Genomic DNA, 25,516 nt, shown 5'->3' on the forward strand with positions numbered 1-25,516 from the left:
GCGAGTTCCGCACGCAAAGGAAAGCACTTAATGTGCTTTCCGTCTTGCGCAGGACTGTAGAGCAGCAAACTTAACCCGCGCCCGCCCGGCGAGCAAGCGGACGACAAACACATCTGTCCAACAATTCGTCCGAAACATAATGAAAAACCGTTTGATGTGAGTTAATATAAACAACGTCGTGAATCTGACTCCTGCCACATACATGACAGGGGTTAAACACAAAAAAGGAGTCAACTATGGTTTCTGAGAAGGCTACCCTCGTTAATCCTCAGGGTCTGCACATGCGTCCGGCTGGTCTGTTCGCCTCCACCATGGGCAAGTATGCCTGTGACGTGACGGTCGTCACCCCCGAGAAGGAGGTCAACGGCAAGTCCCCGATGGCCCTCATGGCTGCTGGTATCCCCTGCGGTACCGAGGTCGAGGTCAAGTGCGACGGCGCCGACGAGACCGAGGCTCTGGCTGCTGCCATCGAGCTCATCAAGAGCGGTCTTGGCGAGTAGAACTCAAACGGGTCGCATGTTGAACAACTAAGTTCATATTTGGGGGCGCAGTGACCTGTTGTAAGGTAGCTGCGCTCTTTTGTCATGGATATGGCAAAACGCTTTATCACATGACACGGAGAGAGGAATGGGAATGTATCAGGGAGTCAACGCTTCCGAGGGCATCGGTATCGGCACCGTCATGGTCGCCGTCGATCCCGACTTGACGTTTGAGCCGCACGAGGTTGCTGATTCGGCAGCAGAGAAGGAGCGCTATCAGTCCGCTCTTTCGGTCTTCTGCGAGAAGACCCAGGCTCAGGCCGACCACATGAAGGAGACGGTGGGCGAGGCCGAGGCCGAGATCATGAGCGGACACATTGTTCTGGCTCAGGATCCGGGTATGACCGACGCCATCAACGCCGCCATTGACGGCGGTACCTGCGCCGAGCAGGCGCTCATGGACACCTCGACCATGTTCGAGAACATGTTCCTGTCCATGGACGACGAGATGTTCCGTCTTCGCGCGGCTGACATCGCCGACATCCGCACCGGTATTCTGGCCGAGCTGCTGGGCAAGGAGGTCGTCGACCTCTCCGTCCTGCCCGAGAACACTGTCGTTGTCGTGCACGACCTCACGCCGTCCATGACCGCCACGATCGATAAGGCCCACGTTGCCGGTATCGTCACCGAGACCGGTGGCCGCACGTCGCACTCCGCGATCATTGCGCGCGCCCTCGAGATCCCGGCTGTCCTTTCGGTCTCCAACAGCTGCACCGCACTGCGCAACGGCATGACCGTTGTCGTCGACGGCGGCAAGGGTATCGTCGAGGCCGATCCCGACGAGGAGACGCTCGCTGCCTACACCGCCAAGGCCGAGGCCTTCGCTGCCGAGAAGGCAGCCCTCGAGGCCTTCCGTGGCAAGCCGTCCGTGACTGCTGATGGCATCAAGAAGATCATCGCCTGCAACATCGGTAACCCCGATGACGTGCCCAACGCGCTCGATCACGACGCCGAGGCTATCGGTCTGTTCCGCTCCGAGTTCCTGTTCATGGACTCTGCTGAGCTTCCTTCCGAGGAGGAGCAGTTCAACGCCTACCGTAAGGTCGCCAGCGCGCTCAAGGGTGCTCCGGTCATCATCCGCACGCTCGATGTGGGTGGCGACAAGGAGATTCCGTATCTGCATATGGTCAAGGAAGACAACCCCTTCATGGGCTTCCGCGCCGTGCGTTACTGCTTGGCCAATCCCGACCAGTACAAGGTCCAGCTCCGCGCTCTGCTGCGCGCTAGCGCCTTCGGTGACGTCAAGATCATGATCCCGCTCGTCACCTGCGTCGAGGAGGTCTTGGCTGTCAAGGAGCTCGTCGAGCAGTGCAAGGCCGAGCTGACCGAAGAGGGGCGCAAGTTCAACGAGAACATCGAGGTCGGCATCATGGTCGAGACGCCCGCCGCTTCGCTGCTCGCAGACCGTCTTGCCGAGGTCGCCGACTTCTTCTCCATCGGCACCAACGACCTGATCGGCTACACCATGTGCGCCGACCGTGGCAACGACACCATCTCCAACCTGTACCAGGTTTACTATCCCGCCGTGCTCCGCTCGCTCAAGAACATCATCGAGAGCGGCGTGAAGGCCGGCATCATGGTCGGTATGTGCGGCGAGGCCGCTGCCGATCCGCTGCTCGAGCCGCTGCTGATCAGCTGGGGCCTGGAGGAGTTCTCGATGAGTGCTCCGTCGATCCTGCGCGCCCGTAAGACCATCAGCCAGTGGACCAAGGCCGAGTGCGACGAGCTCGCCGAGAAGGCGCTCGCCTGCAACACCGCCGCCGAGGTCAAGGCACTGCTCGAGTCCGCAGCTCGCTAATTTGGTATCAGAGGTAACCGCGTGGTTGGAATGGGCCGGCCACGCGGCCCTCACATATACAGGGGGTACTGTAAATGTTCTACACGCTAACCGCTAACCCGGCTGTCGACATGACGGTTTCGAGCTCTCCGCTCGAGCCCGACGAGAACGTCCGCACCGGTTCGGCCAGCTACACGGCTAACGGCAAGGGCCTCGACGTGTCCTTCGCCTTTAAGAAGATGGGCGTCGACACCGTCGCGCTCGGCTTCTTCGCTGGCTTCACGGGCAAGTTCATCGTCGAGGAGGTCATGAACCTGGGTTGCCTCTGCCGCCCGGTCTGGACCGACGGTATCACGCGCATTAACACCTACGTCAACGATGGCCAGCACGAGTACGGCATCCTGAACCCCGGCGCCCCGATCACGCCGCAGCACCAGGAGGAGCTCTACAACATCCTGGACACCGCGGGCGATCTCGAGTGCCTGATTGTCTCCGGCTCCGTGCCTCCCAAAGCTACGCCCGACTTCCTGGCTCAGGTCATGGAGCACGCTCAGGCTCGTGGCGCTGACGTCGTCCTGGACTTGTCCTCCGACAAGCTCAAGGAGCTCGCTCACAAGAAGCCGCTGCTCATCAAGCCGAACCATCACGAGATGAAGGCCATCTTCGGCGTGCCGGTCGACACCGACGACGAGGTTCGTGTCGCCATGAAGATGGCTCACGACGCTGGCGTTCAGAACGTGCTGCTCACCCGTGGTAGCCGCGGCGACGCTTACTTCTCCAACGGCGAGGACATCTGGTACGCCAAGCGTGAGTTCAACATCAAGCTGGTCTCTTCCGTCTGCGCCGGCGACTGCACCCTCGCTGCGTTCCTGCACAAGTGGTACAGGGATCGCGACAACGTCGAGGAGGCCATGAAGCTCGCTATGGCCACCGGCGCCAACGTTGCCGAGTCCGTCGGCATTGGTGACTTCGGTCACGTCGATGAGTACAGCAAGCGCGTTGCTGTCCGCAAGCTCGATCGTCAGTAATCGAAACGCGACATATTCGTGCGCATGCGGCGCCCCGGTTTCGGCTGGGGCGCCTTTTTGTTCCGCCACGGGGGAGAGGTGTCCCGCCGTACTTCATCGCTTCCACACCGTTCACCGAGTTGTCCTAGCCTTTTACCGATGCGTGGAATATACTTTCATTAACACGTTGCTTCGTGAAAGGAACATTCATGATTTACACGCTCACTGCAAATCCCGCCATTGACTACAACATCGCCTGCGACGGCCTTGCTGCCAACACCGTCACGCGTACTCGCAACGCCGTCTATACGCCCAACGGCAAGGGCCTCAACGTCTCGTTTACGCTTGACCACTACGGTGTCGACACCACGATCCTGGGCTTCTTCGCTGGCTTCTCGGGCGAGTTCATCGTCAAGGGCGCCGAGGCCCTGGGCGTGCCCGTCAAGCCCGTGTGGACCGACGGCATCACGCGCGTCAACGTCTTCCTCAATGCCGGCCCCGACACCGAGTACAACATGGTCAACGCCGGTGCCGCCATCAACGAGGCCAATGAGCAGGAGATGTTTGAGCTCATCGATTCGCTCGATGACATGACCTGCCTGGTCATCAGTGGCTCGCTGCCTCCCAACACTTCCGAGGGCTTCCTGGCCGAGGTTCTGCGCCGCGTCAAGGCCAAGGGTGCCGAGTTCGTTCTCGACATCTCGAGCCATCAGCTGGCAGATCTCATTGCCATGGAGCCGCTGCTGATCAAGCCCAATGACGACGAGTTGCTCGATATCTTTGGCATTAAGGTGAGCGGTGGCGACGACGAGTCCGTCAAGGGCGCTATGGCTGAGCTTCATGCCAAGGGCGCCAAGAACGTGCTGCTGACCCTCGGCGGCGCCGGTGCGTACTTCTCCAACGGCAAGCACATCTGGTTTGCTAACCGCACCTTCGACGTCAAGCTGCTGTCGACGGTGTGTGCCGGCGATTCCTCGCTCGCTGCCTTCCTGTCCGTGTGGCATGACGCCCCCGAGCGCGTCGAGGATGCCCTGCGCCTGTCGATGGCCACCGGCGCCAACGTGGTCGAGTGCCCCGGTTTGGGCGATTTTGCCAAGGTGGACGAATATAAGAAGCACATCGAGGTTCGCCAGGTCTGCTAGCCGCATCGATACATCGTTGCCGAACACCCGCTTTGGATTACCAAGGCGGGTGTTTTTTGCGCGCTGAACATATGTGGTGTCTGCTGTCTCGTTTTATCTAATCAACGACGCGATTGCGTGTGCGCGCTTTCTCGTTTCTTGTTAGACTTCTTGAGAACCATCGATTAACGCTCACAAGTGCAGGAGGCCATAGGCATGTGCAATGTTTCGCTCAACGGTACTCAACCGTCCGATGCGTCCCTGCGCGTCCTGCGCGCGCTTGAGGCGGCTGGTCTTGAGGCTTGGTACGTGGGCGGTTGGGTGCGCGACGCCCTGATGGGGTACCCCAGCCACGATGTTGATATGTGCTGTAGCGGCCTGTGGCAGGAGTCCAAGGCGGCGCTCGAGGCCGCCGGCATCGCGGTTGTGGAGTCGGGCATTAAATTTGGCGGAATCACGGCTATTTCCGATGGCGAGCGTATCGAGGTCACCACGTACCGTCTGGATGGCTTTTACACCGATGGTCGTCATCCCCAGAGTGTGGAGCGTGCCGCCTCGCTCGAGGACGATCTGGCGCGCCGCGACTTTACCGTCAATGCCATGGCCTGGCATCCCGAGCGCGGGCTTGTCGACCGCTACGACGGCCAGGGTGACTTTGAGCGCAAGCTGATTCGCGCTGTCGGCGATCCCAAGCGTCGCTTTAACGAGGACGCCCTGCGCATGCTGCGTGCGGTGCGCTTTGCCTGCCGTCTGGACTTTATGATTGAGCCCGAGACCAAGCGTGCGCTTGCCGAGTGCGCGCCGCTGCTCGATGCCGTGGCGCGTGAGCGTGTGGGTATTGAGCTCGAGGGCATTCTTTCGACCGGTCATGGGGGAGACGCGATGCTTCGCTATCCCGAGCTCATCTGTGCCGCTGTGCCCGAGTTGGCAGCGGGTCGCGGGTTTGATCAGCGAAGTGTCTACCATGCGTTTAACGTCTACGAGCATATCGCCCGTGTGCTGACAGTGGCAGGGGAGCTGGCGCTGTGCGACGGCGTCGCGCCATCGTCGAGCCTTATGTGGGCGGCGTTTTTGCACGATGTCTCCAAGCCCGAGTGCTTTACGGTCGATCACGCCGGCAGCGGGCACTTCTACGGTCATCCCGAGCTCGGCGCCAAGAAGGCGCGCGTCATTATGGATCGCCTGGCTCTCTCGCACGACCTGGTGCGCGACGTGTGCCTGCTCATCAAATATCACGACAAACCGCTGCGTCCCGAGCGATCCTGCCTGCTCAATATGATGTGCGCGCTTTCTGGCGAGGGCGTCGACACGGCCCGTCTGATTGACGAGCTCATGGACCTTAAGCGTGCTGACACCCTCGGCAAGGCCCCGTCGTGCTTCTATTACGTTGAGACGATTGAGGAGATGCGCGCGATGGCGCACGAGCTGCTGAAGGCAGGGGAGCCCTATACGCTCAAGATGCTCGCCATCAACGGTGGCGACCTGATCCGTGCCGGAGTCAAGCCTGGGCCGGAACTGGGTCAGCTTCTCAACTCCGCCCTCGACGCCGTGATCGAAGACAACATTCCCAACGATCGCGAAGCTCTTTTGGTCCATCTCAACTTGAATTAGCTACCCAGTTTACCTGCGTGTTCCATAACCTGCCGACAATTTTTCGGCAATTTGGAATTTCTTCTTGCGCTGACGTTTTTTGTCCCGTAATATATTTCCACGCAGCACGGCAGTGCAGATGTCATGTGGCCCGTTCGTCTAGCGGTTTAGGACGCCGCCCTCTCAAGGCGGAGATCACCAGTTCGAATCTGGTACGGGCTACCACGCATCTGATACCCGGACTTCCCATGGAAGTCCGGGTTTTTTGTTATCAAACAACCGTCTGCAATTCCCGTTTGAACCAGAGCTTTGCGTTCTGCCTATGGCCCTTACGGGTACAATATCCAAGATATTTTGACTGTTAGAAGGAGTCTCATGACGGAGTCCTCTCAGCATACGTCTAAGCCCCAGGTCGAGGTTGAGGCCTCGGGCGGAGATGACAATAAGAGCGCACGCCGCGGCGCCATCTTTATCGGCGTCGTGCTGGTGGGTTATATCGTCTATCTGGTGGTAACCGGGCAGATGGGGCAGTTCTGGGCCGCAATGTCGAGCGTCCAGGCGTCATGGCTCGTTGTCGCGTGTCTTTGCATGTTCATGTATCTGTTCTTTGGCATTGTGGCCTATGCGATCGCCGTCTGGCTCGACCCATATTCACCCGTCGGCATCCGCGACCTGATTTCGGTCGAGGCGAGCGGCATCTTCTTTGGCAACCTCACACCTATGATGATGGGCTCGACTCCCGCCCAGATCTACCGCCTGACCAAGGCGGGCCAAAATGTCGGCGAGGCTGGCGCCACGCAGTTCACGCGCTTTATCGTGTATCAGTTTGGCCTCGTTGCCTGGGGCGCTATCCTACTGCTTGCTCGCATGCCGTTTTTTGCCGAGCGCTATGGCGACATGACGCTGCTGTGTGTCTTTAGCTTTGGTGGGCACTGCTGCATCTTGCTGGGCATCTTCGCCGTCGCGCTCATGCCTAAGACCGTCACGCGCGTCGCCCATTGCATCATCAATTGGCTTGAGCGCATTGGTGTCTCGGCCACTAAGATCGAGGGATGGCGCACGTTTGTCGATGGCGAGATCTACTCCTTCTCCGAGAAGTTCAAGCTTTCAGCCGGACATTTTTCTTCCATGCTGCTCACCGTGTTTATCACCATGCTGCAGCTCGCGTTTTTCTATCTGGTGCCGTATTTCCTGATGCTTGCCTTTGGCCACCACGAGGTCGACTTTTTCTCGGTCATGGCCGCGAGCGCCTTTGTCCAGTTGCTGAGCTCTGCGGTTCCCTTGCCCGGTGGAACTGGTGGCGCTGAGGGCGGCTTTGCATTGTTCTTGGGTCATTTCTTCGGTTCGGCATCGACCGCCGGCTATCTGCTGTGGCGCCTCATTACGTTTATTGCACCGACCATTTTGGCTGCGCCCCTGCTGGGCCTTAAGAGCGCCCACAACGAGAGCATCCATGCGCGCTGGGATCGCGTGATGCGCAAGCTCGGCCGCACGCCTCAGACGCCCTCTGCGCCCACTAAGCCGCACCCCGCGAATGCTGTTACCGTTGATCCCAAGAAGCAGGCTCAGAAGGCTTCTGGGACCGCTAAGCCGGCTCATAAAGCCTATGTGCGCCAGACAGGCGACGGTATTCGCGTATCTCTGTCGGCACTCAATAAGAAGAAGCACCCTAAGTCGCAGTAGGGCAGTCGTGCGTTCTTCATGATGCGGGGCATATTTGTGCTGTATGGGGGATAATCCTCTTACGTAGATTATCTCTCATCTGTTGATGAATGCTCGCATATCGAAGGGACACGCCCATGGCAACCAGCAAACCGCGTCTTGATCGTCGCATCGTTCGCAGCCGTAATGCCATCCTTTCGGCTTTCGAGCGCCTGCTCATGGAAAAGCCGCTGGCAGACATTACGGTGAGTGCCATCGCGCGCGAGGCCAATGTCGACCGCAAGACCTTTTACGTTCACTTTGGTACGGTTGACGGCCTGCTCGATGCCATTGCCGTCGATGTGGTGGAGATGATTGTCGACTCAGTCGAGAAAACGCTTGCTTCCATGGACGGCGACACTAACGAGCGCGCCCTGGGCGCGGCGGCGACCTTCTTTAAAACCGTTAACGAGGCACTGTGCAACAACTTGGTGCTCAATCGTCAGCTGATCGAGAACATTCCGCTCGATGATTTTATGGCTCGTCTTCGTGCACCGCTCGAGCACGAGATTGCCGAGCGCGATCTGCTGCCCCAAGGTCTCAAGGACGAGATGTTCGACTACTATCTGGCGTTTTTGCTGTCGGGTATTATCGGTATCTATCGCACGTGGGCGCTGTCTGACGGCTCGGTTCCTATCGAGCGCGTCTCTGAGGTCGCCAACGACCTGACTCTCAACGGTCTGTCGAGTCTGGAATCTCGCTTCGAATAGCATCGATAATTCAACAACTTAAAGAAGTTGCGGTGGAATAGGGATTGTTTTGGTTATTGGAAGGCCGATCTAGTCCCTATTTCACCGCAACTTAGTAAAACTGTTTTGATGGTAAGGCGGAGCAGCCTCGAAGATGAGCCTCGAGACTGCTCCGCTTCATTTCTGAGCGTTTGCCGTGTAGAACAGCATTAATCGCCGTTTTTGAGCGTGCGGCCCTGCTTTTCGAACTTGTGCATGTCGCTATCGGCCATACCCTGTGACTTATCCTCGTGACGCTTGGCGTATAGCGGATCGTCGGAGTCGTTCCAGATGCGGTCGGCGACAGGTGACCATGCCTCGGCGGCAGCCTGGGTCTTTTCGCGCAGCTGCTCGGGTGACTCCTTCTCGATAAGATCGGTGCTCGTTGCGCCACTCTCGGCAACCATTTTGGGCAGCACGTCGGGATTCTCGAGCATGGGGCATGGTTTGAGGTAGTTGTCGTTGAACGGCATGTTTTCGTAGTACTTCATAAAGAGGGGAGAGCGCAGCGCGTCGAGTAAGCTCACATCGTGGATGTTGGCGTTTGAGTAGTGGATGAACACGCACGGCTCCACGTCTCCGGCGGCGTTGATGTGCAGGTAGCGGCGGCCGCCGGCGATGCATCCGCCTACAAACTCGCCGTCGTTTTGGAAGTCGAGCGTAAACAGCGGCTTCTTCTCACGCATTTCGCGGATAAAGTGATACATGTGCTCGCGCTGCTCGGGCGTGGGCATGAGCTCGGAGGTTGCATTGCGGCCAACCGGCATAAAGTGGAAGTACCAGCAGAAGAGTGCTCCCTCGTCGATCATCCAGTCCATGTTCTCCTCGGTAGCAACCGTATCGGCATTGGCGCTGGTCCAACAGGTGGAGATACCAAATGGCAAGTCGCGCTCGCGCAGGAGTTTCATTGCGTGCTCGATCTTTGCGTAGGTACCCTCGCCGCGACGGGCGTCGGTGGTGTGCTCATTGCCCTCGGCGCTGATGGCGGGGACAAAATTACCTACGCGAATCATATCGTCGCAGAAGGCCTCGTCGATCAGCGTGGAGTTGGTAAAGCAGAGAAACACGCAGTCCTGATGTTTTTCGCAAATTCTGATCAGGTCGTGCTTGCGGACGAGCGGCTCGCCGCCGGTATAGATGTAGATATGCGTACCGAGCTCTTTGCCCTGCGTAACGATAGAGTCGATGTCTTCGAACGAGAGATTCTGCTTGTAGCCGTACTCGGCGGCCCAGCAGCCCGTGCAATGCAGGTTGCAGGCGCTCGTGGGATCGAGCAGGATGGCCCACGGAACGTTGCACTGGTACTTTTCGCGGTTCTTTTCCTGCTCTGGCCAAGCAAGCAGGTTGGCGTCGACAATGAGGGTCTTAAGCAGTTTGGTTCGCATCTGGGGATTAAGGCTGAACACACGCATAATCAGGTCATACCAATTGCCGCGGCTCTTGATGACATTGGTGAATGCCTCTCGCTGTACAGGAAATACGCGATTGGGGACCAGCTTGTTCACGAGGTCCATGATTTTGTCGATGTTTTCTTGCGGGTTGTTGTCGAGATAATCGATGAGCTTATTGAGCGCTGCACGCTCTGCTGACTGTGTAAGCGACATGGGTATATCCTTTCACGTGTGCTTAATGTGTGATAATACCCACTTGTGGATTAAACGAAGTCTAAAGATTTGTAATGTGTCTATTCAACGAATCAATTTAATTTGGGGTGAAGCGTTATACGCCGACACCTTCTAAGTTGCGGTGAAATAGTGTCAGATGGGGATGCGGACGATTTCTTGGACCGCGCCTAGGCGTATCCATTGGAATCCTCCGATGCGCCTTCGCACGCTCGCATGACCTCGATACCATGCGAGCGTGCGAACTCGACGAGCTCTGCGTTGCGGGCGTTAATGGTGCCGAAGGCGGCGGGGCACACGATAAGGCGTGCGCAGTGGACGAGGAGCTCTTTGGCGCGGGCTATGGTTTTATCCCCGATCGGCTCGAAGGCGCGCTCGGCCACGCATTCCGTCGCCAGGTCGCGCGCAAGCTCGCAGTCGATGTCCCCTTCGTGCAGAATGCCCGCGTAGAACGCCTTGCCCTGCCGGATGAGCTGGCGAAACACAGCTGACCCCGTACCTGCGCCGGCGATGACGAACGTGTGCGCATCGCCGTGCGGGCGCCCAATTTCCACGCTGCCGAAGCGCTCGTTGAAGGTGCCATGTTGAAGGCCGTAGAGCTCGCCAATCGTCTCGCGCGTGAATATGTCCTCGGGTGCGCCGGCGCGGAAGACCCGACCGTCCTTCACGCAAATCACCTTTTCGGCGCTTTTCTGCGCGAGCTCGAGTTCGTGGATGGACATGATGACAGCCACATTCTGCGATTTCGCAAGGTGGCGAAGTATTCGCAGCAGGTCGATCTGGTAGCGGATATCGAGATACGATGTGGGCTCGTCGAGCACGAGCACACGCGGATCCTGCGCGATGGCGCGTGCGAGCATGACGCGCTGGCGTTGCCCGTCGCTTATCTGCATGAAGTCGCGCTCGGCGAGCTCTTCCACATGTGCGGTTTTCATGGCCTCGTCGACCCGACTATGGTCGTCAGGCGAGAGTGTTCCCATTCGCCCGGTGTAGGGATGCCTTCCCGCCTCTACGATATCGCGGCAGGTGAGGAGCTCGGTCCGGGGGCGATCTGTCAGCATAACGGCAAGGTTCCTTGCGATCTCCGCAGTCTTCCATCGGGAAATCTCCCGCCCGTCGAGCTCGATCGCGCCGGCAAGCGGTGCCAGATGGCGTGTGATGGTTTTCAAGATGGTCGACTTGCCCGAGCCGTTCGGCCCGATGAGCGCCACGACGTCGCCCGCGCGAACCTCCAGATCGACGCCTTCGACTACGATCTTCTTGTCGTAGCCCGCCGACAGGTCGCTTATGCGGAAAAGCGGCGCTCCGTCAGCCTGCGTTACGACCGGGGTTTCGAGGTTCGACTCCGCTCGGAGGAGGCTTTCCGCGCGCAGTTCCGCACGAGTCGAAAGTGCCTTCTGGCACTTTCGTGCGAGCTCAGGACTGTCTAAGCATGGAATGTCCCCTCCGAGCGTTTTGGGCCGCGGCACGAATTCCCCCATCTACCTCACCCGCTTCTTCAACATGAGCGCGATAACCACCGGCGCGCCGAAGATGGCGGTGACGGCGCTGATGGAAAGCTCGACGGGGGAGAACAGCGTGCGCGCGATCAAATCACAGCCCGCGCAGAAGATGGCGCCTCCCAAGAAGCACGCAGGAATCACGCGGATGGGCTTCGACGACTTCAGCGCCGACTTCACGAGATGCGGAACCGCGATGCCTACGAACGACACCGGACCAGCGAACGCGGTCACGCAGGCGGAGAGCATGCTCGCTAGAAGGACGAGCACCACGCGGAAACGTGCGACGTTCACGCCGACGCTTTTCGCGTAGGCTTCTCCCAGCTGGAAGGCGGAAAGGGGCTTCGATATCGCGAATACGCATGCGCTCACGGCGATCACCACGACCGCGATGACCGCGACGTCGTCCCAGCTCGAACCCGAGAAGCTACCCAAAGACCAGTTGTGCAGGTTTACGATGGACTGGTCGTCGGCGAAGGCGATGAGGAAGTTCGTCGCCGCCGAGCAGATGTATCCCACCATGACGCCCGCCACGATGAGCATGGCCATGGAACTTATGCGCCGTGCGATGAGGAGCACGAAGCCGATGGTGATAAGCGAGCCCACAAATGCTGCGGCCACCATGGCCGGCGAGGACATGGCCTGGTTCGCGCCCAGAAGTACGATCATCGTAAGCGCGACGACGAACTTTGCGCCCGAGGAGACGCCCAAGATGAACGGGTCGGCGATGGGGTTGTTGAAAAACGTCTGTAGCAGGAACCCGGAGAGCGAAAGTGCCCCGCCGAGAAGCACGGCTGAAAGCACGCGCGGCAGACGAATCTCCCAGATGACCTGGCTTTCCATGGAATTGGCCGCGCCACCCGAAAGGATGCCGGGGATGTGGTCTGCGGGCACGAGCACGCTCCCGATGCACAGGTTGGCCCCGACGATCACGATGAGGGCAACAGCGAGCAGCGCCGTCACGACGCGACACCGCGCAGCGCGCCCCGATTCGTCGTATGCCATGGAAAGCCGGTTTCTCATGGCGCTAGCCGAGCTTCCTCAGATAATGGAAGTCGCTCGCGTCATCGCCGGTAAACGCCCCGTGCAGCTCGTCGATAATGTCGGCGGTAGAAGTCATCTGCTGGTACATGTCGGCGCTTGTGACCCAGACGTTGCCGTTCTTCACGGCTTTGAACTGCGACAATAGCGCATTTTTGCCTACGAAGTCGTCCAAGGTGGCAACCGATTCGTCGATGGTGCCGTTGTAGACGATGATGTCCGCATCCTTCGCCGTCGCGTAGAAGCGCTCCATTTCGAGCGTTATTGACGAACCTGACGTCGACGCCGTCTGCGCGTCATCGAGCGCGTAGATGCCGCCTGCAAGCTCGATCATCTGCGCCACGTAGTCGCCCGCCCGCCGCGTGACGGCGGCCCCGTTCGAGTTAATGTAGAAATACGCCACGGTTTTACCTGACGACGCGAGCCCCGACGTTTGCTCGACGCGGGCCTTCTGCTCGTTGAACAGGTGCGCGGCCTCGTCTTCTTTGTCGAACAGGACGCCGAAAAGTTTAATCCACTCGACGCGCCCGAGTGCTTCGGGCTCGCTCGATGACTGTTCGGTGAGCACGACGAGCCCGAGCTTCTGCAGCTTTTCCTTCACATCGGGCGTGTGGTTGATCATGGTGTTCTCGATGGCGAGCGTGCAGCCCGAGGCCGATATTCTCTCGTAGTCGGGCGCGCTGTACTTGCCGCCGTAGGCGATCGCCCCACTTTCGAGCGCGCTTTTGAAGCCCGCGACCGAGCAATCGTTAGCCTTCGTGCCCGACATGAGGATATTGTCGTTCGCATCGAGCGCGTCGACCAGGCACATCGTCGCCGACGACACGAGGTACACCTTGTCGGCGGGGCGCCTTATGACCGCGATGTCGGAGCTCAACCCATCAGGTACCTTTGCATTTTGCGGCACCACGAGGAAGCGCTCCCCGTTCGAAATGCAGATAAGCCGCAGGCCGCCTTCGTACTCGTCGACAGTGAAGTGCTCGGCGTATTCAAGCTGAAGCGTCCCCGTCGGCTTCCAGCCGCAGCCCAAATCGGCGTTGTGGAAGTCAGCCGCGGCGTTTGAAGCCGTTCCCGCAGGGGAGCCGCCGCTTGCTTCGTCGCCCGATTTCTCCTTCATGGTGGATGAATCGAAGTGGAGCGTGTAGTCGATGGTGTGCGGCGTCGACATGGCGACGGTCTCGGCCGACACGGCGATGTCCTCGTCGAGCGTGACGGGTATCTCGAATGTGGAGTTGCCGCCGTCGTTTACGGGCGCGTAGTCCACGCCGTCGACGGTCATCTTGTCGTAGTTCGAACTCGACCAGGTGATGGTCGCGGTGTAGGTGTCGCCATCCTTCACAATTGTGGTGGGTGAGGCGATGCTTGCGCGCCCTGACCCGCCGGAGAGCGAGACGCTCACAGTGTATTCCTGAGAGCCTGCCGTGCCACCGGTCGCGTTCGGGCTCGCACTGCACCCCGCGAAGGGAAGCGCGAACAGGGCGACGAGAACGCAGGCGATCGCGCGCACCGCGATGCTGAGACGCTTCCTGCTTTCCCCCTTGGGAAGAATCGACCGCATGGCGTTACTTCAGTGCGTCGGCGCGCAGATCGACGCCGGCGGATTCGAACACGAGCGTGCGGTCGTACCACTGCTCTTTTCTAATACTCCACGCGGCGCAGGCGGTGTCCTCGTCGAGCGCTTCAACGGGCACGTCGTAGGTGTACTTGCCTTCCGCGTTTTCCACATAGGGGATGAAGTCGGCCTCGCTCGCGGCGGCAGCCTCGTCGCCCGTGCCCATGAAGAGCTTGCCGTAGCCCGTGCCGGAAAGCGTCATCACGCAGTGCATGGAGCCGTTTTCCACGATGAGCTGGGCGTCCACAATCCTGAACATGTTCGAGCTGGAATCTACGGTGATCGGATAGGTGCCGTCGGCCACCTTGTCGGCGGTGATGGGGTCAGCGCTTGCGCCCTCGGGCGCATCGGCCGCCTGTTCGGTCTTTTCCTGGGAATCGGCATCGCTTGCTTTTGCGCTGTCGATTGAATTTCCGCCGCAGCCGGCGAGCGAGAACGCGAAAAGCGCCGCTGACAGGGCGAAGGCGAGGGTTTTCTTCAACATGGAGGGGGTTCCTTTCAATCGCTTCGACCGTCCGCGCCGTGCGGTGGGCGGGCGGGATGCGAATGCAACGGGCATGCGCCGTCAGTCGGGGAAGGCGCATGCCCGTTGCACGGGGACGCGACCGGCGCCCCCGTGCGCGGCGAGTTTACAGCTTGGCGATGGCGTCGTCCACGTGCGCGACGTAGATGTCGTCGACCGCGACGTTCTGTCCCAGACCCTGGAGCAGGCACGTCACTTCGAAGCCGGCGGCCACGAACTTCGCAGCCCAGCTGTCGGGGTCGGTCTCGTCTGCCATGTCGTTGTTCGCGTGGTCGCCCGCGACCACCATGAACGGCGCGAGCACGGCCTTCTTGTAGCCTGCGGCGCTCGCGGCGGCGATAACATCCTCGCAGGTCGGTTCAGCCTCGACGGTGCCGACGAAGAACTGCGTCAAGCCCTCGTTCTTAAACACTTCCTGCATCTTGGCATAGTCGGCGTTGGAATCGGCTTCGGTGCCGTGGCCCATGAGGCACAGCGCCGTCTTGCCGTCGTCGAAGGACGCCATGTTCTCCTTAATGGCTGCGGCCACCTTCTTGTAGTCGTCGTCGGAGGTGAGCAGCGGGTCGCCGAGCGAGATTTTGTCGAACTTGTCGGCGTACTTGTCGAGCTCGTCTTTCACGTCGGTGTATTCCAGGCCACCCATGAGATGCGTCGGCTGCACGACGATTTCCTTCACGCCGTCTTCCACGCAGCGGTCGAGCGCCTCGGTCATGTTGTCGATCGTGATGCCGTCGCGCTTCTTCAGCTTGTCGATGATGATCTGCGCGGTGAAGGCGCGGCGGATGTCGTAGTCCTGCCAGTACTTCTCGCGGATAGCGTCTTCGATGGCGCCGATGGTGATGTGGCGCGAGTCGTTGTAGCTCGTGCCGAAGCTCGTGACGAGGATGACCGGCTTCACGGCCTTCTCCTTTTCACTCGATTTCTCGGAACTCGCGGAGGTGTTGGAGCAGCCCGCGAGCGCGACTCCGGCGAGCGCGACGGCTCCGGTTGCTGCGGCGCCCATGAAGCCGCGGCGTGACATCTGGTCGGACATGGTTTTTCCTTTCCTCGGTTTGCCGGTCCCCCGGCGACAGTTGCTTGTCGGCACAAGCGAAAGAAAAGCGCACCCCTCGGGGTTCACAAGGAGCTAACGCCACGGCGATGCCGTGAGGAAAAGGCGAAGCAGTCTGGCTTGGGGCGCGAGGCGGTTCGCCCGCGCGTCCTATACAGTAATGTCCCTTGCCCAGGATTCCCACCTGGTTCCCTCCGCAAGCCAGCGCGGGCTGTGCGGGCGCCGCGCCGGTCATTTCCTTTTATCCGATTGTCATATGCTCGTTGCCGAATCTTTTACTATGATAGTGGGCACTTGTGAACGTGTCAAAGCCAGGGCGGGCGGCATTGCGCCTCCTGCCTGCGTATTTGCGCCGATTGCCGCCGCAGGCGCCGTGTTTTGCCCGCTGCGCGAATGGCGGCGTAAACGGTTGCGATGAGAAACGGGAAGGGAAGGCTCGGATGATTCATATCGTTGGCGCAGGCTCGGGCGCCGCCGACCTTATCACGCTGCGCGGGGCGCGCCTTCTGCGCGCAGCCGACGTGGTCGTTTGGGCGGGAAGCCTTGTGAACCCCGAGCTGCTCGCTGAGTGCAAGGAATCCTGCATCGTCTACGACAGCGCGCACATGACCTTGGAGGAAGTGCTCGACGTGATGTGCGCGGCAGATGCGCGGGGCGAGGACGTGGTGCGCCTGCACACGGGCGACCCGTGCCTGTACGGCGCCATCCAGGAGCAGATGGACGCGCTCGACGCGCGCGGCGTGGACTACGAGGTGGTGCCCGGCGTGTCGAGCTTTTGCGGTGCCGCGGCGGCGCTTCGCCAGGAATACACGCTGCCGGGAATCAGCCAGTCGGTCGTGATCACGCGGCTTTCCGGACGTACCCCCATGCCCGCGGGCGAGGGCATGCGCACCATGGCGGAAAGTGGCTCGACTATGGTCATCTTCCTGAGCTCGGGTATGCTCGCCGAGCTTTCCGCCGAGCTTTTGGCCGCGGGCCGCAGCTCCGACGAGCCGGCCGCGCTCGTGTACAAGGCGACCTGGCCTGAGGAGCGCGTGGTGCGATGCACAGTTGGCACGCTCGCCGATGCGGGCGCGCGAGAGGGCATCGACCGCACGGCGCTCGTGGTGGTGGGCCGCGTGCTCGGAGCTCGCGGCGGGTTTTCGCACAACGGCGCGCAAGCAGAGTCGTACGAGCGCAGCAAGCTTTACGACCCTTCGTTTGCCACGGGGTATCGGAAGGCGAGCAGCTAGCGTGGCCTTCGAGCACTACATATATACCGGGACGACCCGCCTGCGCTGCGGCTACACCACGGGGAGCTGCGCCGCGCTCGCGGCGAAGGCGGCCTGCGAGATGCTCTTGTCACGAAAGCCCGTCGGCCTCGTGTCGATCGTCACCCCCGGCGGGCTGCCCGTCGAAGCGAACGTGGTCGACGCATGCATCGGCGAGGGGTGCGCCCAGTGCGCCGTGCGAAAGGACGCAGGCGACGATGCCGATGTGACCGACGGCGTGCTCGTGTACGCGCGCGTGGAACATGCGGGGTCGGGCACGGGTGCTGCGGGCAGCAAGGGCATGCCCGCGCGCGAATCGGAAGTTTCCGTCGATGGCGGCGTGGGCGTGGGGCGCGTGACGTTGCCCGGGCTCGAGCAGCCGGTGGGGGCGGCCGCCATCAACGCGACGCCGCGCGCGATGATCACTTCGGCGGTTCGCGAGGTGTGCGCCGCGCACGGCTTTTCTGGAAATATTGCTGTGACGATTTCTGTACCCGAGGGCGTTGCCCTTGCCGAAAAGACCTTCAACCCGCACCTGGGGATAAAGGACGGCATCTCCATCCTGGGCACGACGGGCATCGTCGAGCCGCGCAGCCTCGCTGCCTTGCGCGACAGCATCGTGCTCGAGATTCGGCAGCATGCGGCTATGGGGCGGCGCGGAGTCGTGCTCACGCCCGGCAACTACGGCGCGCAGTTCATCTCGGGGCATTTCCACCTAAACGGTGCGCCGGTGGTCTTTATCTCCAACTTTGTAGGCGATGCGATTGATTGCTGCGTTCGCGAGGGATTTACCAATGTCCTTCTTGTGGGACACATCGGCAAGTTGGTGAAGGTCGCGGGCGGCATCATGGACACCCATTCGCGTACCGCCGACTGCCGCGCGGAGATTCTGGCCGCCCACGCGGCCTTGGCCGGCGCGGGCGCGAAGACCGTGCGCGAGATCCTGTCGTCGGTCACGACCACGGCGGCGCTCGAGGTAATCGAGGCCGCCGGCGTGGGGGACGCTGCGCGCGCCTCGCTCGCTGCGGCAATCGAGGACAGGTTGCGCCGCCGCGCGGCGGGCGCATGCGACATCGCCGCGGTCGTGTTCGACGCCGAGCGCCGCGAGCTTTTCCGCACGTCGGGCGCCGATGCAGTTATCGGGGAATTGGGGGCGACGTATGAGTAAAGGCGTTCTGTACGGGGTGCGCCGTGCAATCGGCTGGCCGGGGACGAAGGTGGTCATGAAGGCGCGCCGCTCGCTTGCGGACACGAAGCGCATCCTTCGCGAGGAGGGCGCCTTCGACGGTGCCGAGCTCGTAGAGGACTGTGGTCTTCCGGGCGAGCGCGTGTACCGCTCGCTCGACGATGTGCCCGATCGGGGCAGCTACTTCTCGACGATGGTAGTGCGCTAGATGAGGATTTCCTGCATAGCGTTCACTGAGAGGGGGTATGCGTTGGCGGAGCGCACCGCACGCGCGCTTTCCGATTGCGCGCAGACAGGTGAAGATGACCCTGGCTGGAACGTTTCCGTTTCGCGCGGGTTCGGCGAGGGGAAGGCCGACCTGCGCGCATGGACGGCGCTCGCGTGGGAAGCGTCGGACGCGCTTCTGTTCGTCGGCGCGGCGGGCATCGCCGTGCGGGCGATCGCGCCGCATGTCGCCTCGAAGGCAAAAGATCCCGCGGTTGTGGTGATCGACGAGGCGGGGCGCTTTGCCGTCCCGCTTTTGTCGGGGCATTTGGGCGGTGCGAACGAGCTTGCGCAAACTGTGGCACGCGCGGCAGGGGCCATCCCCGTCATCACAACGGCGACCGACGTCCGCGGCGTGTGGGCGGTGGATACGTGGGCGCGCTGTGAGGGGCTCGCCGTTTCGAATCCCGAGGCTATCAAGCGAGTGTCGGCGAGGCTGCTTTCGGGCGGGCACGTGGCGCTCTATTCCGACATGCCGATTTCGGGACAGCCGCCTGAGGGGGTTGACATTGCGTCCGACCGCGCTCGGGCCGATATCGTCGTGTCACCGTTCGCTGGCGCGAATGCAGGTGCGTTCGTTCGCGCGGCGGAGACAACGGGCGAGGTCGTGCCCGCCGGTGAAACTGGGAAGCCAGCGTGCGTGCGGGCGCAGGCGCCTGCGCCCGAGCCGCTTCGCCTTGTCGTGCCCTGCATCGTTGCGGGCATAGGGTGCCGTCGCGGTGCGTGCGCCGAAGCGTTCGAGGAGGCGTTTCTTCTCGCGTGCGGGCAGGTGGGTATCTCGCCTTCGGCCGTGCGCGAGGCGGCGACGATCGACGTGAAGGCGCACGAGGAGGGTCTGCTCGCCTTCTGCTGCGCGCGCAATATCCCGCTTGCGACGTATTCCGCAGAGGAGTTGTCGCAGGTCGAAGGCAGCGTTTCGCCATCTGATTTCGTGCGCGCGACGGTGGGGGTCGACAACGTGTGCGAGCGCGCGGCGCTCGCGGAGGGGGGCAAACTTATCTTCCCGAAGCTCGCTCACGGCGGCGTGACCGTCGCGTTTTCCAAGGTAACTATTAAACTTTCGTTTAAGGAGCGGTGATGGGAAAGCTCTTCGTGGTGGGAATCGGCCCGGGCGGCCCCGACGGCATGACGATTGCGGCTCGGCGTGCGCTCGAGGCGTCCGACGTCGTTGTGGGTTACACGAAATACGTGGAGCTCGCGCTCGCCGCCGTGCCCGACGCGGCGCATCTCGCGACGCCGATGATGCACGAGGTCGAACGGTGCCGCCTTGCGCTTTCGCGCGCGCAGAGTGGAGAAGCCGTGGCGCTCGTGTGCAGCGGCGACGCGGGCGTGTACGGCATGGCGAGCCCCGTGCTGGAGCTTGCGGAGGACTACCCCGATGTAGACGTGGAAGTTATCGCCGGGGCCACCGCGGCTCAGAGCGGGTCGGCGGTGCTCGGCGCCCCGCTTGCCCACGACTTCGCGGTCGTGTCGCTCTCCGACCTGCTCACGCCATGGGAGGTCATCGAGCGCAGGCTCGCCGCCGTGGCGAGCGCCGACTTCTGCATCTGTTTGTACAACCCGCGCAGCAGAAAGCGCGCCGACAGGCTCTCACGCGCGGCGAAGATTATGCTCGAATGGAAGGCCCCCAACACGCTCTGCGGCTGGGTACGCAACATCGGGCGCGAGGGGCAGCAGTCGGGCATGTGCAGGCTCTCCGAGCTGGGGGAGATCGACGCCGACATGTTCACCACCGTGTTCGTCGGCAACGCGGACACGAAGCTCGTAGGCGGACGTATGGTCACGCCGCGCGGGTATCGGGAGATTCCATGCGAAAGGTAACGATCATCGGGGCGGGGCCCGGAAACCCCGACTTGCTCTCGCGCGCGGCGCTCGACGCGATCGACATCGCCGACGTGGTCATCGGCGCTCATCGCGCGCTTGCCTGCATCGACGTGCCGCCCGACGTGGTGAGATGCGAGCTCGTGAAGACGGCGGACATCGTCGCCGCGCTCACCGATGCGGCGTCGTGGCAGCGCGCCGTGGTCGTGATGACGGGCGATGTGGGGCTGTTCAGCGGCGCGCGCCGCCTGGTGGAGGCGCTCTCCGGCGACGCGCAGGTGGACGTGCGCGTCATTCCCGGCATAAGCTCAGCGTCGTATCTCGCCGCGCGCCTCGCGCGTCCATGGCAGGATTGGCGCTTCGCGAGCGCTCACGGCGTGGCGTGCGACATCGTGGCCGAGGCCGAGCGCGCAGGTGAGCTCTTCCTCGTCACGTCGGGCGGGGAAGATCCCTCGCGGCTTTCGGGCGAGCTTGTGCAGGCGGGCTTCGGGGACGCGTGCGTGACGGTGGCCGAGCGCCTGTCGTACCCCGACGAGCGCATCACCTGCGCGACCGCAAGTGAAATCACAGGTCAGACGTTCGACGACTTGAACGTGATGCTTATCGATTTCGCAGGCGGCGCCGGGTCGCCTGCGGGCTCTAGCGCAGCCTCCGAGGCACCGGCCGGCGCGTCTGCGCCCGCGGCGGCTTCTTCCGCGGCGGCTTCTTCCGCGGCGGACTCTGCGGGCGCATCCCGCGCCGCGAGTTCCCGCTGGCCGTATGCTTCCTCGGGCATTCCCGACGAGCTCTTCATCCGCGGCGACGTTCCCATGACCAAGCAGGAGGTACGCGCCGTCGCGCTCGCGAAGCTGCGCCTTACCGCGACCGACACCGTGTGGGACGTCGGCGCTGGCACGGGGAGCGTGTCGATCGAGGCGGCGCTCGTCGCGCGAGCGGGCTCGGTATGGGCGGTCGAGCGCAACGCGGCCGGCGTGCGGCTCATCCGAGAGAACGCGGATGCATTCGGGTGCGGCAACGTGCATGCGGTCCCCGGTGTCGCCCCCGAAGCGCTCGCGAAACTGCCCGTCCCCGACGCCGTGTTCGTCGGCGGGAGCGCGGGCGAGCTTCCCTCCATCGTGGAGGCGGCGCTCGAGAAGAACTCGCAGGTTCGCCTGTGCGTGCCATGCGTCACCGTTGAGACGCTCACCGAGGCGTGCGCGCTCCTCTCGGGTTCGCGCTTTAAGGGGTTCGAGGCGTGCCAGGTGTCGGCCGCCCGCGCCGAGGCTGTAGGCTCGCACCATCTTATGAAGGCGCAAAACCCCGTGTTCCTCGTCAGCGCGCGTGGTGCAGGTGGGGAAGGCGGCGCCCGGTGAGCACGTCCATCCCGCGCTTCATGGTCGCTGCGCCCTCGAGTGGGAGCGGCAAGACGGTCGTAACGTGCGCGCTCCTGCGCGCGTTCGCGCGCCGCGGCCTTGCATGCGCGGCCTTCAAATGCGGCCCCGACTACATTGACCCGCTCTTTCATCGCCGCGTCGTGGGTGCGCGCTCGGGCAACTTAGACGGCTTCTTCACCGACGCCCCGACGCTGCGCGCCCTGCTCGCACGCGGCGCCGCGGGCGCGGATGTCGCGGTGCTCGAGGGGGTCATGGGCTTCTACGACGGCATGGCGCCCGGCGTGGCCGACGCGAGCAGCTACCAGGTTGCGCGCGACACGGAAACGCCGGTCGTTTTAGTGGTGAACGGGCGCGGGGCGTCTTTATCGCTCGCCGCCGTAATCCGCGGCATCGCCGAGTTCCTGCCTTGTGCGAACGTGCGCGGCGTCGTGCTGAACAAGACGAGCGCCGCTGCCTGCGCCTACGCGGCGCCTGCGATCGAGAAGCACACGGGCGTCGCGGTTTTGGGTAATATTCCCGCCGACGAGGCGTTCTCGCTCGAAAGCCGGCATCTGGGGCTTGTGACCGCCGACGAGGTCGAGCAGCTCTCCGCGCGCATCGACAAGATGGCCGAGCTGGTGGAAAAGAGCGTCAACGTCGACCGCTTGCTTGAAATAGCGGCGACGGCACCCGATATCTGCGAGGAACCTTATCGGTTGGAGCCGATCGCGGGAGCGCGGCCCATCGTCGCCGTCGCGCGTGACGAGGCGTTCTCGTTTTACTACGAGGAGAACCTGCGCGCGCTCGAGGACCTGGGTTGCGAGCTGGCCTTTTTCAGCCCCCTGTGTGATAGCGAGTTGCCCCGGGGGACAAGCGCCCTCTATCTGGGGGGCGGCTACCCGGAGCTCCATGCGCGGCAGCTCTCCGAGAACGCGCCGATGCGCGAGGCGGTGCGGCGCGCGGTGGAATCCGGCATGCCGACGGTCGCCGAATGCGGTGGGTTTCTGTATCTGCAGCGCGAAATCGCCGATAGCGAGGGGCGGCGCTGGCCTGTTGCGGGCGCCCTTGAGGGCGTAAGCGAGAACGGGGGAAGGCTGTCCCATTTCGGGTACGTGGAGCTCACTTCCCAACGCGACGGGCTCTACGGGCCGCGCGGCACACGCATCCGCGCGCACGAGTTCCACTACTGGCAGTCCACCTGCCCGGGCGGCGACTTCTGGGCGCAGAAGCCCCGGCGCGACAAGGGTTGGCCGTGCATGACGACCACCCCGTCCCTGGTTGCGGGCTTCCCGCATGTGTACTATCCTGCGAACCCCGACGTTGCGCGCGCGTTCGCGTCTGCCGCAGCGTCGTTCGCAGAGAGGAGACGGCATGGCTGAAGCAACCGAAACCGCGCTTGCCTGCATCCGCGAGGAAGTCGAGCGCGCGTTCTCGTCGGCGCCGGGCGCCGTGCTCGAAGCCGCGCTCTCCCGGATTGCGCCCGCAGACGAGTGCGCCCGCGCCGCCGCGTACGCCGCGTGGGACTCCATCGCGCACCCCTTGGGGGGATTGGGCGACTTTGAAGACGCCGTCGCGTGTATCGCCGCAGCTCAGGGGAGCGCCGAGGTGGTCGAGTTTCCCCGTGCGCTCGCGGTATTCTTCTCCGACAACGGGGTCGTTGCCGAAGGCGTGTCGCAAAGCGGGCAAGACGTGACGCGAGTCGTCGCGCGCAACATGTGCGAGGGGGCCACGAGCGCCTGCCGCATGGCGGCGTTCGCGGGTGCCGAGGTCGTGCCCGTCGACGTGGGTATGGCCCGGGGCATAGAAGACGCGCGCATGGTGCGCGCGAACGTGCGGCGGGGGAGCGGCAACATCGCGTACGGCCCCGCTATGTCTCGCGATGGGGCCGTGCGCGCGATCGAGGTCGGAATCGCCGTCGCGTGCGGGCTTGCCCGCGCCGGCGTGCGCCTTCTCGCCGCGGGCGAGATGGGCATCGGCAACACGACCACCTCGGCGGCGGTGGCCGCAGTGCTCCTCCGGACGGACGCGCGGAGTCTCGTCGGGCGCGGCGCGGGCCTCTCGGACGCCTCGCTCGCGCGCAAGCGCGACGTGGTCGAGCGCGCTATCGACGCGAACTCGCCCGATCCCGCCGACCCGATCGACGTGCTCTCGAAGGTGGGCGGCTTCGACATCGCGGCGATGTGCGGTTTCTACCTGGGGGCCGCGGCCTCGAAGGCGCCGTCGCTCCTCGACGGGGTCATATCCTGCACGGCGGCCCTGTGCGCGGCGCGCCTGTGCCCCAACGCCTTGGGTTACCTCGTGGGCACCCACACATCAAGCGAACCCGCAAGCCAGGAGCTCCTTCGCGAGCTCGGCATAAAGGCACCCCTCGACGCAGGCATGCACTTGGGCGAGGGCGCGGGCGCCATGGCGTATCTGCCCCTTCTGGATTCGGCGCTGCGCGTGTACCGGGATGGGAAGACGTTCACGGCGACTGGCATGGCTGCTTACGAGCATTTCGAGGCCGGGAAATGACGGTAACGCTCGTCATCGGCGCCGCCGCGAGCGGCAAGAGCGCCTACGCCGAGTCCCTGTGCCTCGGGCACGACGGACCCCGCGTGTACCTGGCAACGATGGAGCCCTTCGGGGAAGAGGGCGCCCGCCGCATCGCGCGCCATCGGGCGCTGCGCGAGGGCAAGGGGTTTTCCACCCTCGAGCGCACGCGTGACGTGGGCGCCGCAGTGTCCGGGCTTCCGCGCGGCTGCACGCTTCTTTTGGAGGACGTGGGCAACCTGGTTGCGAACGAGCTCTTCGCGGAAGGCGGCTTGTCCCCACGTGACCCCGACGCTGCGGCGCGCGAGGTGCTCGGAGGCATCGAACGGCTCGCTCAGGCCGCTGCGTATACGGTGGTGGTCTCCGTCGACGTGTTCGCCGATGGGATGCGCTACGATGAGGGGACCGAGGCATGGAGGCGCGCGCTCGCGCGCGTGAACGCGGGCGTGGCGGCGCTGGCCGACCGCGCAGTCGAAGTGGTGTGCGGGATTCCCGTGTGGATGAAAGGCGAAGGGCCTACAAGGTGAAGATAGCAGAGGCAATCGGCGCGGCGTTCGGAACGTTCTCGCGCATCCCCGTCCCGAAATCGACCTGGACCGATTTCGGATCAACCCATGCGCTTGCCGCGTTTCCCCTGGTGGGCGTTGCGGAAGGCTTCCTCATGACGGCGTGGGGGTACATGGCGAACCTGTTCGGCGTGCCCGCGACCATCGTCGCGGCTGTGCTCGTGGCGCTGCCTGTGGCGGTGACGGGAGGCATCCACCTAGACGGGCTCTGCGACACCTCCGATGCGCTTGCAAGTTGGGCCCCACGCGAGCGAAAGCTCGAGATCATGCACGACCCGCGGGCGGGCGCCTTCGGGGTCATCGGTGTTGTCGTGTACCTTATTCTGCAGTTTTCCCTGTTCACCGCGCTGCCGCTTACGGCGGGGACGTTCCTCGCGCTTCTGTGCTCGCTCGTGTTCTCCCGCGCGCTTTCGGGGCTCGCCGTTGAATGTTGGCCTGCCGCGCGGGCGGACGGCATGGCCGCGGGACTCTCGCCTTCGAAGAAGCGCGCGGCGATCGTCGTGCCGCTTTGCGCTTTCGCTGCGGCTTCGGCTGCAGGGATGGTCGCGTGCGCTCGGGCCGTCGGCGCCCTTATGGCGGTGGCGGGGCTTTTGGCGCTCGCGTGGTATCGCCATGTTGCCCTGTCCCGCTTCGGCGGGGTGACGGGGGATTTGGCCGGATGGTTTCTGCAATGGGCCGAGCTCGCGATGCTTGCCATGCTGGTGGCGGGGGGCATGCTCCTATGATGCTCGTGG

The 25,516-nt window shown here is 62.9% G+C and carries 23 protein-coding genes and 1 tRNA gene; 18 read left to right on the forward strand and 6 right to left on the reverse strand.

Annotated features, from left to right (window positions below; genetic code table 11):
- The first annotated feature begins 236 nt into the window (after window positions 1-236).
- The 8 genes from PMX21_RS04400 (at window position 237) to PMX21_RS04435 (ending at window position 8,445) form a co-directional block, all read left to right on the forward strand.
- Entirely contained in the window at window positions 237-500 is a 264-nt protein-coding gene (locus PMX21_RS04400) for an HPr family phosphocarrier protein (RefSeq protein WP_271758297.1), read from the forward strand.
- 133 nt (window positions 501-633) lie between these two features.
- Window positions 634-2,337, forward strand: a complete 1,704-nt coding sequence (gene ptsP / locus PMX21_RS04405; protein ID WP_035138206.1) for a phosphoenolpyruvate--protein phosphotransferase — start codon at window positions 634-636, stop codon at window positions 2,335-2,337.
- 74 nt (window positions 2,338-2,411) lie between these two features.
- The gene (locus PMX21_RS04410) at window positions 2,412-3,344 is read left to right on the forward strand and encodes a 1-phosphofructokinase family hexose kinase (RefSeq protein ID WP_006233969.1); all 933 of its coding nucleotides are present in this window, start codon (window positions 2,412-2,414) and stop codon (window positions 3,342-3,344) included.
- A 188-nt stretch (window positions 3,345-3,532) separates the two neighbouring features.
- Complete coding sequence (locus tag PMX21_RS04415) at window positions 3,533-4,465, forward strand: 1-phosphofructokinase family hexose kinase (protein ID WP_195361479.1); 933 nt, start codon at window positions 3,533-3,535, stop codon at window positions 4,463-4,465.
- A gap of 195 nt (window positions 4,466-4,660) precedes the next feature.
- Window positions 4,661-6,055, forward strand: a complete 1,395-nt coding sequence (locus PMX21_RS04420; protein WP_271758300.1) for a CCA tRNA nucleotidyltransferase — start codon at window positions 4,661-4,663, stop codon at window positions 6,053-6,055.
- A 127-nt stretch (window positions 6,056-6,182) separates the two neighbouring features.
- A tRNA-Glu gene (locus PMX21_RS04425) sits at window positions 6,183-6,259 on the forward strand.
- Between the two features lie 150 nt (window positions 6,260-6,409).
- Entirely contained in the window at window positions 6,410-7,717 is a 1,308-nt protein-coding gene (locus PMX21_RS04430) for a lysylphosphatidylglycerol synthase transmembrane domain-containing protein (protein ID WP_271758302.1), read from the forward strand.
- 116 nt (window positions 7,718-7,833) lie between these two features.
- Window positions 7,834-8,445, forward strand: coding sequence for a TetR/AcrR family transcriptional regulator (locus PMX21_RS04435; protein WP_117746330.1), 612 nt, complete (start codon window positions 7,834-7,836; stop codon window positions 8,443-8,445).
- Window positions 8,446-8,633: 188 nt separating this feature from the next.
- Here PMX21_RS04435 and PMX21_RS04440 read toward each other — a convergent pair whose 3' ends face one another.
- From PMX21_RS04440 to PMX21_RS04465, 6 genes are all read right to left on the reverse strand, one after another.
- Window positions 8,634-10,067 (reverse strand): radical SAM protein, encoded by a 1,434-nt coding sequence (locus tag PMX21_RS04440; RefSeq protein WP_271758304.1) that lies wholly within the window; start codon window positions 10,065-10,067, stop codon window positions 8,634-8,636.
- Window positions 10,068-10,255: 188 nt separating this feature from the next.
- Window positions 10,256-11,566, reverse strand: a complete 1,311-nt coding sequence (locus PMX21_RS04445; RefSeq protein ID WP_271758306.1) for an ABC transporter ATP-binding protein — start codon at window positions 11,564-11,566, stop codon at window positions 10,256-10,258.
- On the reverse strand, window positions 11,567-12,589 hold the full coding sequence (locus PMX21_RS04450) for a FecCD family ABC transporter permease (protein ID WP_271758308.1): 1,023 nt from the start codon (window positions 12,587-12,589) through the stop codon (window positions 11,567-11,569).
- Between the two features lie 22 nt (window positions 12,590-12,611).
- A complete protein-coding gene (locus tag PMX21_RS04455; RefSeq protein WP_271758310.1) occupies window positions 12,612-14,183 on the reverse strand; it encodes an ABC transporter substrate-binding protein in 1,572 nt (523 codons plus the stop codon).
- Window positions 14,184-14,187: 4 nt separating this feature from the next.
- On the reverse strand, window positions 14,188-14,721 hold the full coding sequence (locus tag PMX21_RS04460) for a hypothetical protein (protein ID WP_271758312.1): 534 nt from the start codon (window positions 14,719-14,721) through the stop codon (window positions 14,188-14,190).
- Window positions 14,722-14,866: 145 nt separating this feature from the next.
- Window positions 14,867-15,793 carry a sirohydrochlorin cobaltochelatase gene (locus PMX21_RS04465; RefSeq protein WP_196026065.1) on the reverse strand — a complete coding sequence of 309 codons (927 nt, stop codon included), beginning with the start codon at window positions 15,791-15,793 and terminating at the stop codon, window positions 14,867-14,869.
- Window positions 15,794-16,251: 458 nt separating this feature from the next.
- Between PMX21_RS04465 and cobM the strand changes: the two genes are divergently transcribed.
- Genes cobM through PMX21_RS04515 form a run of 10 tightly spaced genes read left to right on the forward strand, consistent with a single transcriptional unit; the run spans window position 16,252 to window position 25,507 of the window.
- On the forward strand, window positions 16,252-17,043 hold the full coding sequence (cobM, locus tag PMX21_RS04470) for a precorrin-4 C(11)-methyltransferase (protein ID WP_055286466.1): 792 nt from the start codon (window positions 16,252-16,254) through the stop codon (window positions 17,041-17,043).
- A 1-nt stretch (window position 17,044) separates the two neighbouring features.
- Window positions 17,045-18,229, forward strand: coding sequence for a cobalt-precorrin-5B (C(1))-methyltransferase CbiD (gene cbiD / locus PMX21_RS04475; protein WP_271758314.1), 1,185 nt, complete (start codon window positions 17,045-17,047; stop codon window positions 18,227-18,229).
- Complete coding sequence (locus tag PMX21_RS04480; RefSeq protein WP_195568111.1) at window positions 18,222-18,455, forward strand: SAM-dependent methyltransferase; 234 nt, start codon at window positions 18,222-18,224, stop codon at window positions 18,453-18,455. Before cbiD ends, PMX21_RS04480 begins: the two co-directional genes overlap by 8 nt.
- A 42-nt stretch (window positions 18,456-18,497) precedes the next feature.
- Entirely contained in the window at window positions 18,498-19,589 is a 1,092-nt protein-coding gene (locus PMX21_RS04485) for a cobalt-precorrin 5A hydrolase (RefSeq protein ID WP_271758317.1), read from the forward strand.
- Window positions 19,589-20,332 (forward strand): precorrin-3B C(17)-methyltransferase, encoded by a 744-nt coding sequence (gene cobJ / locus PMX21_RS04490; RefSeq protein WP_271758319.1) that lies wholly within the window; start codon window positions 19,589-19,591, stop codon window positions 20,330-20,332. Before PMX21_RS04485 ends, cobJ begins: the two co-directional genes overlap by 1 nt.
- Complete coding sequence (gene cbiE, locus PMX21_RS04495) at window positions 20,320-21,684, forward strand: precorrin-6y C5,15-methyltransferase (decarboxylating) subunit CbiE (RefSeq protein ID WP_271758321.1); 1,365 nt, start codon at window positions 20,320-20,322, stop codon at window positions 21,682-21,684. Before cobJ ends, cbiE begins: the two co-directional genes overlap by 13 nt.
- Window positions 21,681-23,063, forward strand: coding sequence for a cobyrinate a,c-diamide synthase (locus PMX21_RS04500; protein ID WP_271758323.1), 1,383 nt, complete (start codon window positions 21,681-21,683; stop codon window positions 23,061-23,063). The genes cbiE and PMX21_RS04500 overlap by 4 nt, the downstream gene beginning before the upstream one ends.
- Window positions 23,056-24,198, forward strand: a complete 1,143-nt coding sequence (gene cobT / locus PMX21_RS04505) for a nicotinate-nucleotide--dimethylbenzimidazole phosphoribosyltransferase (protein WP_271758325.1) — start codon at window positions 23,056-23,058, stop codon at window positions 24,196-24,198. Before PMX21_RS04500 ends, cobT begins: the two co-directional genes overlap by 8 nt.
- Entirely contained in the window at window positions 24,195-24,743 is a 549-nt protein-coding gene (locus PMX21_RS04510) for a bifunctional adenosylcobinamide kinase/adenosylcobinamide-phosphate guanylyltransferase (RefSeq protein ID WP_271758327.1), read from the forward strand. Before cobT ends, PMX21_RS04510 begins: the two co-directional genes overlap by 4 nt.
- Window positions 24,740-25,507 (forward strand): adenosylcobinamide-GDP ribazoletransferase, encoded by a 768-nt coding sequence (locus PMX21_RS04515; protein ID WP_195621297.1) that lies wholly within the window; start codon window positions 24,740-24,742, stop codon window positions 25,505-25,507. The genes PMX21_RS04510 and PMX21_RS04515 overlap by 4 nt, the downstream gene beginning before the upstream one ends.
- Window positions 25,508-25,516 lie beyond the last annotated feature (9 nt).

This window comes from Collinsella aerofaciens, assembly GCF_028209885.1.
Classification (GTDB): Bacteria; Actinomycetota; Coriobacteriia; order Coriobacteriales; family Coriobacteriaceae; genus Collinsella; species Collinsella aerofaciens_BA.

Bases quoted from the DNA above. Each gene is read 5' to 3' on its own strand.
- PMX21_RS04400 (WP_271758297.1), top strand. From the start codon at position 237: ATGGTTTCTGAGAAGGCTACCCTCGTTAATCCTCAGGGTCTGCACATG.
- ptsP (WP_035138206.1), top strand. From the start codon at position 634: ATGTATCAGGGAGTCAACGCTTCCGAGGGCATCGGTATCGGCACCGTC.
- PMX21_RS04410 (WP_006233969.1), top strand. From the start codon at position 2,412: ATGTTCTACACGCTAACCGCTAACCCGGCTGTCGACATGACGGTTTCG.
- PMX21_RS04415 (WP_195361479.1), top strand. From the start codon at position 3,533: ATGATTTACACGCTCACTGCAAATCCCGCCATTGACTACAACATCGCC.
- PMX21_RS04420 (WP_271758300.1), top strand. From the start codon at position 4,661: ATGTGCAATGTTTCGCTCAACGGTACTCAACCGTCCGATGCGTCCCTG.
- PMX21_RS04430 (WP_271758302.1), top strand. From the start codon at position 6,410: ATGACGGAGTCCTCTCAGCATACGTCTAAGCCCCAGGTCGAGGTTGAG.
- PMX21_RS04435 (WP_117746330.1), top strand. From the start codon at position 7,834: ATGGCAACCAGCAAACCGCGTCTTGATCGTCGCATCGTTCGCAGCCGT.
- PMX21_RS04440 (WP_271758304.1), bottom strand. From the start codon at position 10,067: ATGTCGCTTACACAGTCAGCAGAGCGTGCAGCGCTCAATAAGCTCATC.
- PMX21_RS04445 (WP_271758306.1), bottom strand. From the start codon at position 11,566: ATGGGGGAATTCGTGCCGCGGCCCAAAACGCTCGGAGGGGACATTCCA.
- PMX21_RS04450 (WP_271758308.1), bottom strand. From the start codon at position 12,589: ATGGCATACGACGAATCGGGGCGCGCTGCGCGGTGTCGCGTCGTGACG.
- PMX21_RS04455 (WP_271758310.1), bottom strand. From the start codon at position 14,183: ATGCGGTCGATTCTTCCCAAGGGGGAAAGCAGGAAGCGTCTCAGCATC.
- PMX21_RS04460 (WP_271758312.1), bottom strand. From the start codon at position 14,721: ATGTTGAAGAAAACCCTCGCCTTCGCCCTGTCAGCGGCGCTTTTCGCG.
- PMX21_RS04465 (WP_196026065.1), bottom strand. From the start codon at position 15,793: ATGTCCGACCAGATGTCACGCCGCGGCTTCATGGGCGCCGCAGCAACC.
- cobM (WP_055286466.1), top strand. From the start codon at position 16,252: ATGATTCATATCGTTGGCGCAGGCTCGGGCGCCGCCGACCTTATCACG.
- PMX21_RS04480 (WP_195568111.1), top strand. From the start codon at position 18,222: ATGAGTAAAGGCGTTCTGTACGGGGTGCGCCGTGCAATCGGCTGGCCG.
- cobJ (WP_271758319.1), top strand. From the start codon at position 19,589: ATGGGAAAGCTCTTCGTGGTGGGAATCGGCCCGGGCGGCCCCGACGGC.
- cbiE (WP_271758321.1), top strand. From the start codon at position 20,320: ATGCGAAAGGTAACGATCATCGGGGCGGGGCCCGGAAACCCCGACTTG.
- cobT (WP_271758325.1), top strand. From the start codon at position 23,056: ATGGCTGAAGCAACCGAAACCGCGCTTGCCTGCATCCGCGAGGAAGTC.
- PMX21_RS04510 (WP_271758327.1), top strand. From the start codon at position 24,195: ATGACGGTAACGCTCGTCATCGGCGCCGCCGCGAGCGGCAAGAGCGCC.